The organism is Frankia sp. R43, assembly GCF_001306465.1.
Taxonomy (GTDB): Bacteria; Actinomycetota; Actinomycetes; order Frankiales; family Frankiaceae; genus Parafrankia; species Parafrankia irregularis.
Genome location: NZ_LFCW01000003.1, coordinates 162,778 through 181,524, shown reverse-complemented (window position 1 = coordinate 181,524; position 18,747 = coordinate 162,778). Strand labels below are relative to the sequence as shown.

The 18,747-nt window shown below is 72.6% G+C and carries 12 protein-coding genes; 6 read left to right on the top strand and 6 right to left on the bottom strand.

Annotated elements, in window-relative coordinates; translation table 11 throughout:
- Positions 1 to 23 precede the first annotated feature (23 nt).
- Together ACG83_RS14420 and ACG83_RS47600 are read right to left on the bottom strand one after the other, a co-directional pair.
- Entirely contained in the window at positions 24 to 1,598 is a 1,575-nt protein-coding gene (locus ACG83_RS14420) for a bifunctional phosphatase PAP2/diacylglycerol kinase family protein (RefSeq protein ID WP_054566739.1), read from the bottom strand.
- Between the two features lie 97 nt (positions 1,599 to 1,695).
- Positions 1,696 to 2,049, bottom strand: coding sequence for a DUF5999 family protein (locus ACG83_RS47600; RefSeq protein ID WP_255354748.1), 354 nt, complete (start codon positions 2,047 to 2,049; stop codon positions 1,696 to 1,698).
- A 343-nt stretch (positions 2,050 to 2,392) separates the two neighbouring features.
- Between ACG83_RS47600 and ACG83_RS14410 the strand changes: the two genes are divergently transcribed.
- Positions 2,393 to 3,964 carry a glycosyltransferase family 2 protein gene (locus ACG83_RS14410; RefSeq protein WP_054566738.1) on the top strand — a complete coding sequence of 524 codons (1,572 nt, stop codon included), beginning with the start codon at positions 2,393 to 2,395 and terminating at the stop codon, positions 3,962 to 3,964.
- Between the two features lie 568 nt (positions 3,965 to 4,532).
- Positions 4,533 to 6,683, top strand: coding sequence for a hypothetical protein (locus ACG83_RS14405; RefSeq protein WP_054567226.1), 2,151 nt, complete (start codon positions 4,533 to 4,535; stop codon positions 6,681 to 6,683).
- A gap of 19 nt (positions 6,684 to 6,702) precedes the next feature.
- Here ACG83_RS14405 and ACG83_RS14400 read toward each other — a convergent pair whose 3' ends face one another.
- Both ACG83_RS14400 and ACG83_RS14395 read right to left on the bottom strand, forming a co-directional pair.
- Positions 6,703 to 7,119: a CoA-binding protein gene (locus tag ACG83_RS14400; RefSeq protein ID WP_054566737.1), complete on the bottom strand. Its 417-nt coding sequence runs from the start codon at positions 7,117 to 7,119 to the stop codon at positions 6,703 to 6,705.
- 55 nt (positions 7,120 to 7,174) lie between these two features.
- Positions 7,175 to 7,864 carry an HAD family phosphatase gene (locus tag ACG83_RS14395; protein ID WP_054566736.1) on the bottom strand — a complete coding sequence of 230 codons (690 nt, stop codon included), beginning with the start codon at positions 7,862 to 7,864 and terminating at the stop codon, positions 7,175 to 7,177.
- A gap of 208 nt (positions 7,865 to 8,072) precedes the next feature.
- On the opposite strand from ACG83_RS14395, the gene ACG83_RS14390 reads away from it, so the two are divergent.
- Positions 8,073 to 8,378: a type II toxin-antitoxin system RelE/ParE family toxin gene (locus ACG83_RS14390; protein WP_006543694.1), complete on the top strand. Its 306-nt coding sequence runs from the start codon at positions 8,073 to 8,075 to the stop codon at positions 8,376 to 8,378.
- Positions 8,379 to 8,446: 68 nt separating this feature from the next.
- Here ACG83_RS14390 and ACG83_RS14385 read toward each other — a convergent pair whose 3' ends face one another.
- On the bottom strand, positions 8,447 to 9,136 hold the full coding sequence (locus tag ACG83_RS14385) for a sulfotransferase family protein (RefSeq protein ID WP_054566735.1): 690 nt from the start codon (positions 9,134 to 9,136) through the stop codon (positions 8,447 to 8,449).
- An 832-nt stretch (positions 9,137 to 9,968) separates the two neighbouring features.
- Positions 9,969 to 10,550, bottom strand: coding sequence for a TerD family protein (locus ACG83_RS14380; RefSeq protein WP_054566734.1), 582 nt, complete (start codon positions 10,548 to 10,550; stop codon positions 9,969 to 9,971).
- Positions 10,551 to 10,826: 276 nt separating this feature from the next.
- Here ACG83_RS14380 and ACG83_RS14375 point away from each other — a divergent pair, with 276 nt between their 5' ends.
- The 3 genes from ACG83_RS14375 to ACG83_RS14365 all read left to right on the top strand — a co-directional run bounded on the left by ACG83_RS14375 (position 10,827) and on the right by ACG83_RS14365 (position 18,737).
- Positions 10,827 to 12,335, top strand: coding sequence for a hypothetical protein (locus ACG83_RS14375; protein WP_054566733.1), 1,509 nt, complete (start codon positions 10,827 to 10,829; stop codon positions 12,333 to 12,335).
- A 293-nt stretch (positions 12,336 to 12,628) separates the two neighbouring features.
- Complete coding sequence (locus ACG83_RS14370; RefSeq protein ID WP_235497969.1) at positions 12,629 to 13,531, top strand: hypothetical protein; 903 nt, start codon at positions 12,629 to 12,631, stop codon at positions 13,529 to 13,531.
- Entirely contained in the window at positions 13,524 to 18,737 is a 5,214-nt protein-coding gene (locus tag ACG83_RS14365; RefSeq protein ID WP_063793087.1) for a hypothetical protein, read from the top strand. Before ACG83_RS14370 ends, ACG83_RS14365 begins: the two co-directional genes overlap by 8 nt.
- Positions 18,738 to 18,747: the final 10 nt, after the last annotated feature.

Genomic DNA, 18,747 nt, shown 5'->3' with positions numbered 1-18,747 from the left:
ACATCGCCGCCGGGGCCTGAACGTCAGGCTGGCCGGTAGACAACCAGGCGGGCAGGGCTCGTGGTGACCGCGATCCGGCGGATACCCTCGCTGACCTCACCGTCGCCGGCGAAAGGCAACGGTGCCGCCTGGTTGGACGCGATGCGCACCCGCTCGACGGTGCGCTGCTCGTAGACCCGTGAGCGGCCCAGCCGGCCGGTCAGCACCGCACCGACGAGCCGCAGCCGGGCCCACGGCGCCGCCGCATCGACGACCCGCAGGTCGAGCAGGCTCTCGTCCAGACGGGTTCGGTAAGTCGGCGCGAAGCCGTCGGGCAGATAGCGACCATTCCCGACGAAGATCAGCCAGATCCGGCGGGCCTCGCCGTCGATCTCGGCGTCGAACGGCGGCTCGTTCCACAGCACCCAGCTCAGCGCGAGCAGCATGGCGGGCCATTTGCCGATCCGGTGCTCGAAACGCTCCCGGATGCGGACCATGTCCGGATAGCCGCCGAAGCTGGCGGTGTTGACGAAGTTCCGGGTGAACCGCGCACCGGTCGCGCCGATCCCGTCCACCTGCCCGACGTCCACCGCGACGGCCGTGCCGTCACGGACCGCCTTGATGGTGTCGCCGGGCCCGCTCAGGCCGATGTCGGCGGCGAAGTGGTTCAGTGTCCCGGCGGGAAAGACCGCGAGCGGCACGCCGCGTGCGAGGGACACCACCGCCGCGGTGTTGATCGTTCCGTCGCCGCCGGCGACACCGAGCACCCGGCTGCGCGCCGCCATCCGGGTGAGGGCCGCGGTGATGTCCTCGCCGGGACCGACCTCGACGATCTCCGCTCGTGGCAGGTCGGCCCGCAGCACGTCGATCAGATCGGTATGGTGCCCGGCACCCGAGCGGGCGTTCACGACCACACCGAGCCCCGCCCCGTCCGGCAACGCCGGGGCCCAGGCGGACGCGGGCCGGGCCCGGGCGGGCGTCCCGGGCCGCCGGGGCATCACCTTCGTCGTGAGCAGGCCGGCACCGACACCGAGCGCGACCCCCGCCACGACGTCCCCCGGGAAGTGGGCGCCGACATAGACCCGGGAGAAGGCGACCGTCGCTGCCAGCGCCGCGACGGGAACAGCCGCGACCGGCGCGTCGAGCGCGACCCCCGTGGCGAACGCCGCGGCCGACGCCGAATGCCCGGACGGGAACGAGAAAGTCGTCAGATCACGGCCAAGCCGACGCAGCGGCGGAACGCCGTGGGTCGGCGGCCGATCCCGACGGAACAGCAGCTTAGCCGGGCCGTTGGCGGCGGTGCTGGCGACACCCAGCGCGAGCAGGCCACGCAGCGCCGCGGAACGGCGACGGCCCTTGCTGGCACCGAGCACGCCCGCCACGCCCCACCAGAGCATCCCGTGGTCGGCGGCGTGCGAAAGCCGTGGCAGCAGCGGATCCAGCAGCGGCCTGGCGTCGGCGAGCGAGGAGAACATCGCCCGGTCGAGGGCCGTGCCGCTCCGCAGCAGCCGCCGGCCGATCTCGACGTCATGGCGAACCAGCAGCCGTGCCAGTCGCGGAGGTCGCGGAGGTCGCCGCGTGGATGTCACGCCGGAACGGTACCCGTTCGCCGGGTACATGCAGGCATTTCCGGACGTCAAAGGCGCCTTCGGTGGCCGGCCGCCTGGCCGAGGCGGACCAACCAACCGAGGCGGTCGGTCAGACCGGGACCAGCGGTCAGACCGGGGTCGGCGTCGCGGCGGCCGCGCGGCGCGGCAGCGGCGGCCGCGGTACGCACCCTGGCCTGGGCAGCGGCCGGCGCGGCTCCACGGTGCGACCCGTGGGCAGGATCTCGCCGGTGTCCTCGAAGAGGATCACGCCGTTGCAGAGGAGGCTCCAGCCCTGGTCGCAGTGCCGGCTGGTGACCACCGCCGCATCACGGTCCGCGCCTTCCGCGGCCGGGCACGGCGGGTCGTGCGGGCAGCGCCGCCGGGACGTGGGAGAGACGGAGGAGGGATCGCTGGACGGCTCTGCGCCCAGTGACGGCGCCGCCGTGGCAGGCGCCTGGCCAAAAACACTTCCTTGGTGCACGAGCACCAGAGGTTACGCCTCTCCGTTAGGCACGTCACACGCGGGCGCCTGTGGGGCCACCGGCGTGTCTCGTCGTACCGGCCCGCTCTGATGTCGCCGTGGTCGCCGGGCGCGCCTGGGCGTATCTCCGTGTGGCCGCCGCCGGTGATGATCTCTCAGCACGCCGCCAATCGGTAGATTGCAGCCTTACGCAGAGCGTCGGGCCGGTTCGGGATCCGAGGATTGGCTGGTGTGAGGTTGCCGGCCACCCTGGGCAGACTGCCATCACCAGGGAATTCGGGATTCCTGCCAGAAACGGGTTCGACCGGAGCCACGTCAGGGCCAGGCCTGTGGGGGGTCATGCATGGTGAACGACTCGCGCGCGATCGGCGGTCCGGCGCCCGGCACCACGCGCCCGTTCCTCCGGGCGGGCCAGCCAGCCAGTCCCGACGGCGCGGCCAGGCCCGAGAGCACCGCCCGGCCCGAGAGCACAGCCGGGCCGGAGGACAGCTCTGACGGTGGTCTCCAGGTGTCCGTCGTGATGCCCTGCCTCAACGAGGCGGAGTCCGTCGGCGTGTGCGTCGGCAAGGCGCTGGCAGGCCTCGCGGCCGCCGGGGTCGCGGGCGAGGTCGTCGTCGTGGACAACGGTTCCACCGACGACTCGGCCGCTGTCGCCACCGCCGCGGGCGCGCGGGTGGTGCGTGAGGCGCGGCGCGGCTACGGCAACGCGTACCTCGCCGGTTTCGCGGCCGCCCGGGGCCGTTTCCTGGTCATGGGCGATTCGGATGACACCTACGACTTCTCCGACCTCGGCGCGCTGCTCGCCCCCCTGCGCGCCGGGCGGGCCGACTACGTGCTGGGTTCCCGTTTCGCTGGCGAGATCCTGCCCGGCGCGATGCCGTGGCTGCACCGGTACGTCGGAAACCCGGTCCTCACCGGCATCCTCAACCGCCTGTTCGACGTCCGTTCCTCGGACGCGCACTCGGGGATGCGCGCGTTCACCAGCGACGCGTACCGGCGCATGCGGCTGCGCTGCGAGGGAATGGAGCTCGCCTCCGAGCTGGTCATCGCGGCCGGGCGGGCCGAGCTTCGCATGGAGGAGGTGCCGATCACCTATCACCCGCGAGTCGGTGCCTCCAAGCTCCACTCGCTGCGCGATGGCTGGCGTCACCTGCGTTTCATGCTCCTCCTGGCACCGCGCCACCTGTTCGTGCTTCCGGGGCTCGTGCTGCTGGGGGTGGGCGCGGCCGGGCAGCTCGCGCTCCTGCCCGGCGCGCTCGACCTCGGCTTCCACCGCCTCGACCTGCATTTCTCCGTGCTGTTCGCGCTGTTCACCATCCTTGGGTGGCAACTGGTGCTCCTGGGTGTCTTCGCGGACGTCCACAACCATGCGGCGGGGTGGCCCGAGCGCCGGCGCTGGCCGCTCACATCGATTCACCGCCGCTTCTCCCTCGAACGCGGCCTGGCCCTGGGCGGCGTGCTGTTCGCGGCGGGTCTCGCCATCGACGGCGTCGTCCTCATCCGATGGCTGGCGAACGACATGGGGCCGCTCAACGAGCTGCGACCGGCCCTGCTGGCGATGTCGCTGATGGTGCTGGGTACGCAGACCGCCTTCGGCTCGTTCTTCCTGCGGCTGGTGACCACCGGGCCCAGCGGTGGCCATGGCCGCGCCGGCTGGGCTCCGCTCTCCGCTGCGGCCCCCTCCAGAGCCGGAGTGGTCGGCGAGGCGCCGACTCCCGGCCCCCCGCCGGTCGACGACGGCTCGTCCGCCCTGCCTGCCTCGCCGGACACGCCCCGGCCTGGGGCGGCAGCGGTGCCAGACCCCGCACCGCGGAACGCCGACAACGGATCCTCCGGGCACGGCAGCAGCGAGGAGACAGCCTTGCCTGTGGACCCTCCGAGCGCGCACCGCGGAATTCCCGCCCACCAGCACTGACCCACTGCGATCGGGAAAGACAGTGAGCCTTCTTCATCTCACGGTGCGTGGTCGCGGACGGGGGGTCCGAGTCGACGCCGATAAAGGCTCAGTGATCCACCCACACAATCGGGGGCCCAAAGGGGACCATTCAGGCAATTTCTCGGATCGATCGTGGACCATGGTTCCTGTGAAGGCACCAGGACAGGCCGACGCCGTCGCCGGCTCCCTCGACGCCCCCGATGCCCCGGGCAGCACTGGACCGGGTAGCACCGCACCGCGGGGCGACCAGCAGGGCGGCCACCGGAGCGGTCCCACGGACCACACGCCGGTGAGCCTCGCGCCGGTGAGCCTCGCTGATGCGCTCGGGCCCAGTCCGGACCACGGCTTCGAGACGCTGCCACCGCACCCGACACGGCCGGCGACCGGCGCGGGCAGGTCCGGAGCAGGCAGGTCCGGAGCAGGCGCTGGCGGTTCGGCTCGTCCTGCCGGCAGGGAAGGCACTGGAGGCGCGGGAGACAGCAGGCCGGCATCGGGTCCTGGGTTGGCCGCCCGAGCCGACACACGGCGGCGCACCGCCGCCACGCGCGTGGCCACCGCCCCCTCCGGCGACGTCCCCTCCGCCGGCAGACGGTTCTCCTTCCTCGCCCGGCACTCCGTGTTCGGAGTCCTCCTTCTCGTCGGGGTCGCGCTTCGGCTGGCCGCGGCGGTCGGCTATCAGCCCGCCTTCGAGTTCAACGGCGACTCATACGCCTACATACGGCTGTCAGCGCTGTCAGAACCCGATCAGATGCGCCCCGCCGGTTATCCGGCCTTCCTGCGGTTGCTGAGCGAGACGGGCGCGGACCTGTGGGTCGTGCCGACCGTCCAGCACGTGCTGGCGATCGCCGTGGCGACCGCCCTTTACGCGTTGCTCGTCCACCGCCGGGTCGCCGCCCCGATCGCCGCGCTCGCGGCGGCTCCCCTGCTGCTCGACGCGTACCAGATCGTCATCGAGCATTTCGTGATGGCCGAGACGTTGTTCGCGGTCGCCCTCGTGGCCGCAATGGTCGCGCTGATGTGGTCCCGACGTCCCTCGGTGTGGGCGCTGGCGCTCGCCGGCCTGCTGCTGGGCGCCTCCGGGCTGGTACGCACGATCGGTGTCGCCATCGGCCTGCTGGCGTTCGGCTACGTCGTGCTGCGGCGGCTCGGCTGGCTCCGGATCTCGGTGTTCGGCGTCTTCCTCGCCGCGCCGCTGATCGCCTACGCGAGCTGGTTCAACTCCGCGCACGGCAAGATCGGCCTCACCGGCGGCGACGCGGCCTGGCTGTACGGCAGGGTCGCGCCCATAGCCGACTGCGACCAGCTCGACCTGAAGCCCGAACAGCTCTCCCTGTGCTCACCGCATCCGGTCGGGGAACGTCCCGATCCGAGCTACTACGTGTGGGATCGCAACAGTCCCGCCAACAACCTCGACGTCTCCGCCGACGAACGCGACGAGCTGCTCAGGGACTTCGCCTGGCAGGTCATCACCAGGCAGCCGGCCGACTACCTGCGCGCCGTCGGCACGGACCTCGGGCACTTCTTCAAGCCGGGACGTCCTGTCGGCCCCCAGGACTGGCCGGACGCCACGTGGCGGTTCCCGACCAGCGACGAGCCCCGCTACCTGCACAACAGCGAGCCGCTGCTCGGGCTGCAGGGCGACGACCACCCCACGCGGACGATCACCGAGCCCTGGGCCGGTCTCCTGCGCTCGTACCAGACACGGGGCTTCACTCCCGGGCCGGCGCTCGCCGTGATTGCCGGGCTGGGGCTGCTGGCCTGCCTCGCGGCACTGCCCCGCATCGTGCCGGCGGGCCTGCGCGGCGGTGACGGACGCACCCGCTGGCATGAGCTGACCGCCGAGCGCCGGCGCATCGGCGTGGACTGCCTGTTCCTGGTCTGCGCCGGGGCGGCGGTGACCGTCGTACCGGCCGCCACCGTCTGCTTCGACTACCGGTACATGCTGCCGCTGCTGTTCCTGCTGCCCCCGGCGGCGGCGCTGGCGACGCGGCAGGGCCACCTGCTGGTGGTCGCCTGGCGGGAACGACGCGACGCCGCCGAGACGTCCTGGCGTTTCGCATCGGGAACCGGCGACGCCGACGCGCACAGGCCGTTCGAGCTCCTCGAGCCGGTGAGCGCGACCAGGCCCCTGCCCCCGGTGGTGGACGTCGACCTGCCGACGCTTCCCGGCGAGGTCGTGGGCGGCGGCGGGACGCCCGGCGGTCATGCCGGGGATCGGCCCCGAGACAGCACAGACGCCAGGAGCACAGACGCCAGCTCGGCTGGCGCCGGAACAAACACCGGCCGCAGCGCCACCACTGGCAGCGGCGGCAGTGGCAGCGGCGGCAGTGGCAGCGAACCAACCGACGGCGCGCCCAGGCCCTCCGCCGGGGGTGCTCCCCTGCCGAAACGGCCTCCCGGCGCCACTTTCGAGACACGTGAGAGGCGACGGCGGCCACCCGTGAGCCTCGGCCCCGACGCCCGGATGCCGACCCCCGGCACATTGCCAGCCGCCAGCAGCGGGCCCACCGCCAGCACCGGGACGGGCGCCGGGCGGACCACGCCTGGCGGACGGACGGGCAGCCCGGCGGTGACCGGCGGCGAAGGCCAGGAGAACCGACCCTCGCGGGGCAACCCGAGCGAAGCACAGGAAGCCGACTGGGACCCGCCGACCATGCCGCCTGGGCGCACCGGTTCCGGCGAGCCGACGACTGGCTGACTGACCGCCGGCCGGAGCCTCAGCGCCAGTCGAGCAGGCGTGGGCCCTCGATCCGGGGGCAGGCGTCCACAACCACGTCCAGCCCGGCATCGCGTGCCCGCGACTGCGCGTCCTCGTCGCGGACGCCCAGCTGCGTCCACACCGCACCCGCGCCGATCTTCACCGCCTCGTCGATCACCGGGCCGGCGAGATCAGAGCGAACGAACAGGTCCACGACATCCACCGCGAAGGGGATGTCACTCAACGTCGGATAGCCCTGCTCACCGTCGATGACCGGTGCCGACGGATGGACCGGGATCGTCCGCTTGCCCTGCTGGCGCAGGTAGGCGGCGACGCCGTAGGCCGCACGTGAGGTGTTCTCCGACAGGCCGACCACCGCCCAGACCCCGGTGTCGGCGAGGACCTTGCGGATGACCGCGTCCGAGTTCTGCGTCATGCAGGTTCCAACCCCCTGCCGCGTACGGACAATCCCGATCAACGGCAGTCCCGGCTCACCGCGGTGCGGCCGCGGCGAGCACGACCTCGGCGGTCAGCTCCGCGACGCCGGTCACCCGAGCCGAGGCCAGCTCGAGGGCCGCGGCACCGGGTGGGAAGTGCTCGTTGGGGACCGCGACGACGGCGAGCCCGGCAGCGGCAGCCGCCCGCAGCCCGTTCTCCGAATCCTCCACGGCCACCGCGGCCCCGGCGGGCACCCCGAGGCGCCGAACGGCCTCCAGGTAGACGTCAGGCGCTGGCTTGCCGCGGGCGACCTCCTCGGAGGAGACGGTCTCCCGGAAGTACCTGACGAGCCCGGAACGATCCAGCACCAGGTCGATGAGTGCACGCGGTGACGAGCTGGCGAGAGCGAGCGGCCACCGGTCCGCCAGCGCGCGCACCGCCGCGACCGCTCCGGGCAGCAGGGGCGGTGCGTCCCCGTAACGCGCGGCGACCCGACCCCGTACCTCGGCGGCGATCTCCGCCGGACTGTCACCGGCACCGAGCTCAGCCAGGTAGGCGGACCACTCGGCGGTCGACATGCCCATCATCATCGCGGTGCTGTCCGCGGCCCACCGGCCGCCGCGCTCGGCCACGAACGCCCGGCGCACCTCGTCCCACACCTGCTCGGAGTCGATCAGAACGCCATCGAGATCGAAGATCACAGCCTGGACGGGACCGGGCGTGGGAACGCCGGAGAAAGCCACCGGCCCATCCTCGCCCACGCCCGCGCGGGACGGAACCGGGCGCCGCGAACACTGGACGGTGCTCACATGAGCCGAGCCTGGCGCCGCGCAAGCGGGCGGAAGGCTACGATCAAGCGGTGCACAACGCGCGCCGCGGTCCGGCGCCGGCCTCGGGCCTGCGGTCCGCTCCGTCGGTGTCCTTCTGCCGCCCGACCAGTGGTCCCCGCCGGTGAGCGACAACAAGCATGAGGTGACGCTTTCCAGCTCGGCGGAACGAGATCTGGCGAAGCTGCCCGAGCTGCTGGGCGCCGAGGTGCGCCGGTTCCTCGACGGCCCGCTGCGCAACGATCCGCGCAAGGCCGGCACGCCGCTCGTCGGCGAGCAGCAGGTCGGGATGTTCGAGGCGGCCGCGCGAAGCTGGCGGATGCTCTACCGGGTAGACGCCAACACCAGAACCGTGCGGGTCATGGTGGTCGGCCGACGCCAGAGCCCCTCCCGTCTGCCCTTCCGAGGAGGCGGCCTCCCGAGCCGGTGACGGTTCACCTGGCGGCCGCTCCGGCCGGCGTGTCGCCCGGCGGAGAGTAGTTCAGGGCGGAATGCAGTTCAGGGTGTCGCCGGAGCCGGCTGCGCCCGCCCGCCCGCCTGGGCCATCGCCGCGGCCAGCCGTGCGCGGTGCTTCTCTGCGTAGGCTGTGCGGTCATTCAGCCGCGGGAACTCCTCGGCCGGCACCGGTACGCCGAGAAACTCACACAGCGGACCCCAGCCCTCCGCGACGTCGAAGACAAGGAGCCGGTCGGCCGGAATCTCCCGCCGTACCGCCTCGCTGTGTTCGGCGAAAATCCTGAGCGCGTGGTCCCGGTCCGCGAATCTGCCCTTGAACACACCGTCCCAGACGATCAGATTCATCATCGTCATCACGCGCATCGCCTCCGGGTTCACCGCCACGCCGCTGGGCGGAGCCGAACCGGCGGCCTTGAACAGTGTGTTGGCGACACTGTCGTACCACTTCTCGGGATCGCGTACGGTGAGAATCACCCGGGATGACGAGTAGTGGTCGGCGAGCTGCCGCCAGAAGAATGCGCCGGGCCAGTCGACGGTCGACCGATATCCACGGAACAGCGCATCCCAGTCAGCAGTACCCCTCTGGGCTGCGTCGATCCAGTCCGGCACGGTCTCCCGATGCGAGAGCACCTCGTCCATGTGATGACAGGGTCCGCAGCCGAGACGTTCGAGGGCGGCCTGTAGTGAGAGCGTTCCGGTCCGACCAAAGCCCACACCAAGGACATCGATCAAGATTTCCTCCTTCGTAGACCCCCCGCGCAACAGTAGCGAACAATCAGAGGAAAGGTCCAACAACCCGAAAGAAAAGGAGGGAGGCTTCATTTCGAAGCCATTCAATTACCCGAATTTCGAGCGACAATCCGGAAATTTGAACAACCGGATGGAACTGACAGAAAAACACGCCTCGACACGCGCCGGAATGTCGGCGGAAATCGACATCACGACAACGACGATAATGCGATGAAAGCCCGAGAAAAGCGCCTGGGGTCGAGCACCCGGGGCCGGGAACCGGCCTGTGGCGGCCAGTCGGGCCCAAGAACAGGATGGGCGCTGCGACGCGTCGCGGACTGCCGGGTCGCTCCGGCCGCGAGCCTACGCGGATCGCCTCGAGCCCGCGCGGATCGCGACGCCAGGTAACGACAAGGCCGATCCGCACCGCTGTCGAACCCGCCATCTGCCGTCCGAAGCGGGGGACACGCCCGGCCTGACCAGGCCGCGGCACGTCATCCGACGAAACCGTCCGGGTATCACACTCCGGGTATCACGCAAAGGGCATCTCCCGATCACCATCGACATCCGTACGCCTATGGTGTCAGAGATCATGGTCGCCGATGTTGCTTTTCAGCAATCAACAACCGGCCAGAGCCCCGTACCGCCCCGGTCAAAATATGCCACCGAACCTGGTTACCCCGGACGGCCTCGCCCGCGGAGCGCGCACTCCATGCACTCGACCGCCGGCACACGCGGATCCTCGGTGTAGCAGCGGCCAACGAGCACCGCCCCGCGGCTCCGGCCGGGTGTGGGAACTCGGCGTCGAGCGCGGGGCGGGTTCGAGCGGGAACCGTCAGGACACGTTCACGCCGAAGTCGAGGGCGATGCCTCGCAGGCCATTGGCATACCCCTGACCCACGGCCCGGAACTTCCACTCGCTGCCGTAGCGGTACAGTTCCCCGAAGATCATCGCGGTCTCTGTCGACGCGTCCTCGGTGAGGTCGTAACGGGCGACCTCGGCGCCAGTCACCGCATCAGCGACCCGAATGAAGGCGTCACGGACCTGACCGAAGGTCTGCCGGCGCGTCTCGGCGTCATAGATGGAAACCGCGAACACGACCTTCGCCGCCTGTGGCGACAGGAGCCGCAGGTCGACGTTGATCTGTTCGTCATCCCCACCTCCCCCACCGACGAGGTTGTCGCCCAGATGTTGGACGGCACCGTCCGGGCTGACCAGGTTGTTGAAGAAGATGAAGTGGCCGTCCGACAGCACGTGCCCCGCGTCGCCCACCACCAACGCGGAGGCATCGAGATCGTACGGAGCGCCCGTCGTCTGCCGGACCTGCCAACCAAGCCCAATGGTCACCGCCGTCAGGTTCGGCGCGACCTTGCTGAGCGAAACATTGGCGCCTTTGGATAGCGACACCGAGGTCATACCGAAAGCCTAGCCCTGTCTGGGCAGGTTACGCAGCCCACCCACCCGACTCCAATCACCGCAACCGTACCACTACGCAGGGTGAAGGAAGCCCGTGACGGACCACACCGGCACGCATCGAACCCAACCCGCCCAGGCTAGGCTGCCAGAAGTGGAGATCCGCCTGTTGCCGCCCGGGAAGGCTGACGTCACAGCACCCACTACCGCGCTCGCCCGCGATCTGCCCGCCCGCACGCTGTCAGGCCGGCTGCTGCCCGCCCGGCGACGGGCCGATCGATGACAGCCGCGGCGGCGGGGTCGGCCGACAGCGGGATGATCCGGCGGCGGAAGGCACTCGCACTCACGCAGCCTCTCCACGACCTGGATGCCCGCAAGTCGTACCTGGACGGCGGCGACTTCGACGTCTACGCGATGGCGGAGCTCGCCCTGCACGCCATCGACCTGGTCACGGTCGCGATGGACTTCGACCGCGGAGCGGACCACGAGCAGGTGCTGCGCAGACTCATCCCGCTCGTTGCCGCGCAGGCACCCGAGCGGCGGCGCGCCGAGCACGAGCGGGTGGCCCGTTGGGTCCTGAGCAATCTGATCAATGTCGGAAGCGTGGACCGCGGCTTCGACGTCATCTACGGCACATACCGGGCAGACGGTCGGTACGTGCGCCGCCGGTTCGACTTCAAGCTGCTGGTCGAGCTGACCGACGGCGAGGGCGAGGTGTACCTGCGCGCCACCGACGAGGCGGTCACCGTTCTCATCGGGGCGCTGGACACGGATGTGACCTCGGCGCAGATCGCCGCGGAGGTCACGCTGGACAACCTCATCCGGCGGGGCCGGCTGGCGGATGCCCGAGCGGCCGCGGAGGCGGCGCGGTACCGCACCGTCCAGTACGCCGAGCAGCTTCGCAGGCAGCTCGACGCGACTCGGCGCAACGTGCTGGCAGTGGACTGGCTACGTGCGGTGCCGGCTCTGCTCGACGAGGCGCTTGGCCACGTCGAGCAACGATATCGACACGAGAATGCCATCCTCACCCACATCCGGCGTTACCGCGACGCGGCCGACGACGCCGATCACAAACGGCAGGCCGCCGAGCTCGTCGCCATCGTGACCGACTGCGTGCGGCGCCACACCCAGCTTCAGGCGAGGCTGCTCGAGGCGGGCGCCGTGTTCCGCGCGGAGCAGGACCGCCAGCAGTTCGCGGACGTGCCCGCACGCGGCGGGATCGATCTCTACACACAGTTGCTCATGCCGGTGCTGACCCTGCCCGGGGCGACGGCTTTGACGCCGGCCGCGGTCTTCTTCCCCGGAGCGGTCGGCGTGCGCTCGCCGCGTGCGATGCGCCTCGCCTATCTGGTGGACGGACTCCTCACACCGCCGGTGGAACACGAGCCGCTCGGATCTCCGGTCGTCGAGGCGGACCTTGTCCCGATTCGGGAACCGGACAGGTTCGACGACGAGGCCTGGGCTCACGCCACGGCGGTCATGGAGATCGCGCCGGACGCTCCTCGACGCCTGTCGGACCTGCTGGAACAGGCGAGGCGCAGGGGCGGCCCGGACGCCGCGGACCTGGTGGCGCTGCTCGCCACCCATGCGCTGAGCCCACGGATCGCGGCCGCCGCACGGCAGGGCGACCCTCTGCTGACGGTTGCCTGCGACGACGGCACGGAACTCGATGATCCCTGGTTCGGCGGGGCGGACCTCCTCGTCGGCCGAGTCCTCATCTCCGCGCCGGACGCCGCGGACGACGACGTTTCCACTCTCCCACCTGCCATGATCGGTACAGCACCTTGACCTTCATCGACGCGAGCCCTGCCGGGCCCGGTACCGTCGCCGAGACGGACAGCAGGACCGAGACGGACAGCGAGACCGAGGCCGGCCTCGACACGTTCGTCGATCTCGACGCTGACACCGACGTTGACACGTTCACGGACACCGCCGCCGTGGCGGGCCACGACACCACCACGGTCGCGGACGACAGCGTTCTCGTCGGCGACGACGCTGCTGACCTCGGCTTCACCGCCGGTGGTCAGCCAGGCCGGGACACCCGCCGGCAGCACGCGGACGCCTTCGAGGCGGGCCGGCTCATCGCCTACGGCCTGCGGCCGAAGCTGGTGCCCGCCCGCGATGGCAGGTACGCCGAACTCGTCCGCCGTTACCTGCGGGAGCCGCAGTTCGCCGCGCTGACGCAGGCCACCGCGGCCGGCCTGGGGCTGGTCGTGCTCGACGTGGCCGAACGGGCCGGTTTCGTCGTCGGTGGTGCCGAGGACTCGGCGTTCACCGTCCGGATGGGCGACTACGCGCGCCGGGCGGGCGGGGAGCACCGGTCCGCCGAGCGGCTGCTGCACGCGATCGCGCAGCTCGCGGTCGCCGCACTCGCGTTCCCACGGCCGGCGGACCTGGTGGACGACTCCTACATCGGACGCGTCAGTGTCGACGGCGTGGACGCCTTCGTCCGTGAGGCCTGCCGGCTGCTGGAGCAGCGGACCGCCGGCGACCAGAGCGACGAGGTGGCGTCGCCCGGCGACGGACGCACGCTCGAGGCGGCGTGGCGGCTGTACTCGCGGCGCCCGGCTACCGGGACGACCCGGGACTCCCGGCGCCTGGCCGGGTCGACGTCCGGGATCGTCGCCCGGGCGATGAGCTTCCTGACCGAATCGGGGTGCCTGGTGCCGGTCAGCGAGCAGGCGGGCGGCACCTACCGGACGACGGCGCGCTACCAGATCCAGGTACGGGAGCTCGCCGCCGACGCCGCACTGGAGGAGCTGCTCGGCCTCGGGGTGGTGACGGTCGCGGACGGCGGCGGCGGGGTACGGGTTCTCTCCGCCGCGCCTGTGCTGCCCGGCTATGACACGCCGGGCGCCGCGGCGGAGGACCCCGCAGGCCATGTTCCGGACATCCCGGCACCAGACAGCCAGAGCCAGGTAATGGGCAGCCAGGTAGCGGGCAGCCAGATGGCGGGTTCGGGCCCGGAGGTGGGCGATGTTTGAGCTTTCCAAGGTTCGGCTCCATGCGATCGGACCGCCCGGTGCGCGGTTCGGCGACGTCCTGCTCGACTTCTCCGGGGTCGGCGCGCCGGTCGCCGGCCACCGTCAGGATGGGCTCTTCGGCACCGATGTGGTCCAGGACGCGGCGGACAGTGACAGTCAGGACACAGCCCCTTCGGAGGTCGACCTGCCGGGCGCGGTAGCCGGCAACGCCGTTCCCGGGACAACCTCGGCCACAGTGCCCCCCGCCACAACGCACCCGGCCACATCACACCCAGCCACGCCGCCCGCGGTGACGACGGCGGCGATGCTCCCGTTGCCGGCACCGGTGACGGCGGTGACGGCACAGCCGTCGCCAGCGGTGCCGACACAGCCGCTGCGGCCGTCCCCGGCCTCCGTGCTGTTCCTGGAGAACGGCGGCGGCAAGAGCGTCCTGATGAAGTTGATCTTCTCAGTCGTGTTGCCCGGACGTCGCCAGGTCGTGGGCACGTCCAACGGGCGGGTCCTCGACAACTTCGTCCTGCCGCGCGACTGCGGGCATGTGGTCTGCGAGTGGCAGCATGCCGTCACCGGCGAACGGGTGGTCACCGGCAAGGTCAGCGAATGGCGGGGCCGGACCACCACGGACCCGTCCCGCCTGGCCGAGGCCTGGTACTCGTTCCGCCCCCGCCCGGGTCTGGACATCACCAACCTGCCCTTCGTCCAGGACGGACGGCAGGTCACGTTCGCCGGCTTCCGTTCCCGGCTCGCCGACGCCGGCGCGGCCGACCAGCAGCTGGATCTCGGCTGGGAGACCAACCAGGGGGCCTGGAGCGAACGGCTCGACGCGCTGGGCCTGGACCCCGAGCTCTTCCGCTACCAGCGCGCGATGAACGCCGGCGAGGGTGAGGCCGCGGAGGCCTTCGCGTTCAACAGTGACGAGCAGTTCGTCGACTTCCTCCTGCGGGCCGTCACGCCGCCGGAGGATCCGGCCGGCGTCGCCGACGTCGTCGAGGGCTACGCGGCGAAGCTCGCCGAACGGGCCGCGCTGGAGGCGGAGCGCGAGTTCGTCGCCGGGGCGCTCGAACGGCTCACCCCACTGGTACAGACCGTCCAGGCCCGCGCCGGTGCGGCGGGCCGGCTGCGGGAGCTGCACGGGACGGTCCGGGAGGCGGCCGCCGCGGTCGACGCGAGGATCGCTCTCGCCGATTCCGGGACGTCGGCGCTGGACGAACGCGGCCGACGTGTGCGCACCGCAGTCGAGGAGGCGGAACGCGCCCGGGCGCAGGCGGCGGGTGTCGAGCTGGCCGCACGCCTGCGGGTGGCCGAGCTGCGGCTCACCGAGGCGGAGGCGACCCGCGACGAGCTCGTCGGACGCCACGGCGACGTCGTGGAGGAGCTCGAGGCGTGGCGGGCGGCCGAGGACGTCCTGCGGCTCACCGCGGCCGACGACGAGACCGAGCGGCTCACCCGGCTGGTGGCGGACGCCGAGTCACGGTCCGCTCCCGCCCTCACCGAACGCAACTCCGCGGCCCGTGCGTTCGTCGCCGGTCTGGCTCGCCTCGCGGCCGCGTCTCGGGCGGAGGAGACCCGGGCGCGGGCGGCTGCCGCGGCGCACAACCTGGCGGCCGAGTCGTCCGCGGCCGCGGACCGTGCCGCCGCGGACGCGGCGGCCACCACCCGGGCGGGTGCCGCCGGGCTGCGGGAGCGACGTGAGCGCGCTGACCGGCTGCAGGCCGAGGCCGTCCGCGACGGGCTGCTGGACCAGCCCGGGAGTGAGCCCCGCCAGGTGGCGGCCGAGGCCGCGAGGCTGGCGGACGACGCCCGGGCCGCCGTCCGGGACGCACTGGCCACCGCGGCCCGTTCCGCCGACCATCGGCAGGCACAGGACGCCCAGCGGGACGCCGAGCGCGGCCTGGACCACGCGAACGCCGAGCTCGCCCGGCTGGCCGCCGACCTGGACGCGACGCTCGGCGCCGCCGGCGCGCTGACCGCGGACGGCCGGATCGCCGCTCTGCTCGGGCTCGACGCGGGCCACCCGTCCCAGCCCGGCGCTGGCGCTGGAGCTGGAGCTGGAGCTGCCGTTGGCGCCGCGGAACCGGTTGATCTCGACGTCGACGCCGAGGCCGCGCTGGACGCCCTGGCCGCCGCGGTGCTGACGGCCGAGGAGCGCCAGCTCGCGCTGTCCGTCGACACCGAGGCGGACCAGCGTGTCCTGCGCGCGCTGGGCGACGGTGACCTGCGCCCGGCCCGGGCCGCCGTCGGCGAGGTCGTCGCCGAGCTCGAACGCGCCGGCATCCCGGCCACCGCCGGCTGGCACCACCTGGCGAACAAGGTCGACGAGGGCTCCCGCGAGCGGGTGCTGCGGGCCCGTCCCGACCTTGTCGACGGTGTCGTCATCCAGGCTGGCTGGGACGTCGACACCGCACGGGCGGTCCTGGACCGGGCACGGATCCGGCCCGACTGCGCGATCGTCGTCGGTCCCGCGCGGCTGCTCGAGCCGACACCGCTTGAGCCAACACCGCTCGAGCCCACCGCGCCCGGCCTCGAGAGCACCGTCGGCGCCGACGGCACCTTCCTCGTCCCGCCCAATCCGGCGTTGTACGACAGCGCCGCCGCCGCGGCCGAACGCGCGTCGATCCGCCGCCGGCACGACGAACGCTGCGCCGAGGCCGCCGAGCTGAGCGCCCGCGCGCGTGGCGACCGCGACCTCGCCGCGGCTGTCGCCGGCTGGCGCCGGACGAACCCCCCGGGCCGGATTCCGGGCCTGCGCGCCGCCGTGAGCGACGCCGCGGGCACCGTGGACGTCGCCGCCCGGGCGCTGGCCGAGGCGCAGGAGCGGGTCGCCGCGGCCGCCCGGGCCGCGGAACGCGCGGTGGCGGAGGTCGAACGCCTGCGGGTCGTCGAGCAGGAGTGCTCCGCGCGGGCCGCCGCGCTGGACCAGCTGGTCAATGTGATCGATGAGGCGGCCGGCCTGACGGACGAGATCGCCCGTCTGGAAGCGACGGCCGCCGAGATGTCGGCCGAGGCGGAACAGCATCGGGCCAGCTGCGCCGCCTCCCGTCTGGCGGCGCAGGAAGCCCTGCGCCGGGCCGACGACGCCGCCCGCAACACCCAGGCCGCGCTGACCGAGTCCGCCTCGGTGGTCGGCGCGGGTGATCTCGTGCTCGACGACATCGCGGTGGACGACAGCCCGGTGGACGACAGCCACGGCGACCTCGGCACCGACACCGACGGCGGCACCGACATCGACGGCGGCGGTGGCGGCGGCGGCGGGCCGGTGTCGCCCGGCGCGCCACCGGTGCAGGTACCCGTGCTGCGGGCGGCGTACGAGGCCGCCGAACGCGCCTACGCGCAGGTGGAGGTCGGCGCGGACCTGCGCGGCGAGCTCGATCGCGCGTGGCGGGCGCACGCGGCCGCCCGCGCGGGCGTCGAAGGTCTGTCGGCGGCCATCCGGGCTCGTTGCGAGGTTCTGCTCGCCGGTCCCGACGGTGGGGACGCCACCGCGCGGGCCACGGCCCAGGCCGCCGCCCGGCGCACGGCAGCCGAGCTCGGACGAGCCCTCGACGCCACCCGCGAACGGCTCGGCGGTCTGCGTCAGGAGCTGCACCACACCGCGGCCAGGGTCGGTGCTGCTGGCGCGCGCCCGATGCCACCCGAGGACGGACCTCAGACCCTCGAGCAGGCGCTGCACTGGCAGCAGGCCCGCGCCGACGCCTGCCGGGAGGCCGACGCCAATGCCCAGACCGCTCAGGCGGCACTGGACGACCTGATCCGCGACACCGCGGATCATGAACGTGAGCGGGATGCGTTCGGGCTGGTCGCCGGGACGTTGTCCGACCTGCTCGCCGACGCCGAGTCGACCGGCACGACCGCGGACGGGGCCGTCAGCACGACGGCCGGCCCCGGCAACCCGGCCGACCCTGGCAACCACACCGGCCCCGGCGACCACACCGGGCCAGGCAGCCTCACCGGACCAGGCCGCCTGGTCGTAACCGACGGCCAGGCCGGCGCGACGATCGCGCCGTTCGACGGCGATGCCGCCGCGGCGGCGGCGATGACCCGCGAGCTGCGGGCGACCTGGCGGCAGGCGGTCGCGGCGCACGTCGAGGCGGCCGGCCGGGTCCGGGCGGCGGCGGACGCCGTCGCCTCCTGGGCCGCCGGCGGGCGGTTCGAGGCGGTGCGCACGCCGGCCCGCAGGCAGATGGTGCGGGCCGGCCGGGACGCGGTGGCCGCGAACGCCGCGGGCTGGGCCGCCGCGTTGGCACCCCGGCTGCGCAGCCTCGACGACGACCTCGCGCACATCGGACGCAACCGGGCCGCGATCGTCGCGCGGCTGGAGGGAATGGTCCGGGCTTCCCTCGGCACCCTGCGCTCCGCCCAGCGGCTGTCCCGGCTGCCCGATCAGCTCGGCGACTGGTCCGGGCAGGAGTTCCTGCGCATCACCTTCGCCGAACCCGATCCGGTCGCGCTGACCGAGGCGCTCGGCGAGGTCGTGGATGCCGCCGCGAGCGGCGCGGCCACCGGCACCGGTACGGGCACCGGCGGTTCGGCGACCAGGACGAGCGCCCCACCCCGAACGCCCGGCGCCGGCGGGCCGCTGCCGGCCGGGGTCCGCCGGGACGGCATGACGCTGCTGGTGCGCGGTGTGCGGGCGGCGCTCCCGGGCGGGGTCCGGGTGGAGATCCTCAAGCCGGACGCGGTGCTGCGCACCGAGCGCGTCCGGATCTCCCAGCTCGGCGACGTCTTCTCTGGCGGCCAGCAGCTGACCGCGGCGATCATCCTCTACTGCACGATGGCCGCCCTGCGCGCGAACGACCGCGGCCGGCTGCGGGCCCGGCACGCCGGCGTGCTGTTCCTCGACAATCCGATCGGGCGGGCCAGCGCGAGCTACCTGCTGGACCTGCAGCTGGCGGTGGCGGACCGGCTCGGCGTCCAGCTGATCTACACCACGGGCCTGTTCGACACCACGGCGCTGAGTGCGTTCCGGCTGGTCATCCGGCTGCGTAACGATGCCGACCTGCGGGCCGGCATGAAGTACCTGCGGGTGCAGGAACGGCTGTTCGCGGGGCTCGTGCCGCCGCGGATCGCGGGCGGGACCGACGCCGCCGGAATGATCAGCGCCGCCAGGGTCTTCCGCAGGAACCTACCCGGCTCACCCACCGCCACCGCCCTCGCCAGCGCCGCCGGAGCCGGAGCCGGAGCCGCCGGAGCCGCCGGAGTCAACTGAACACGAACGC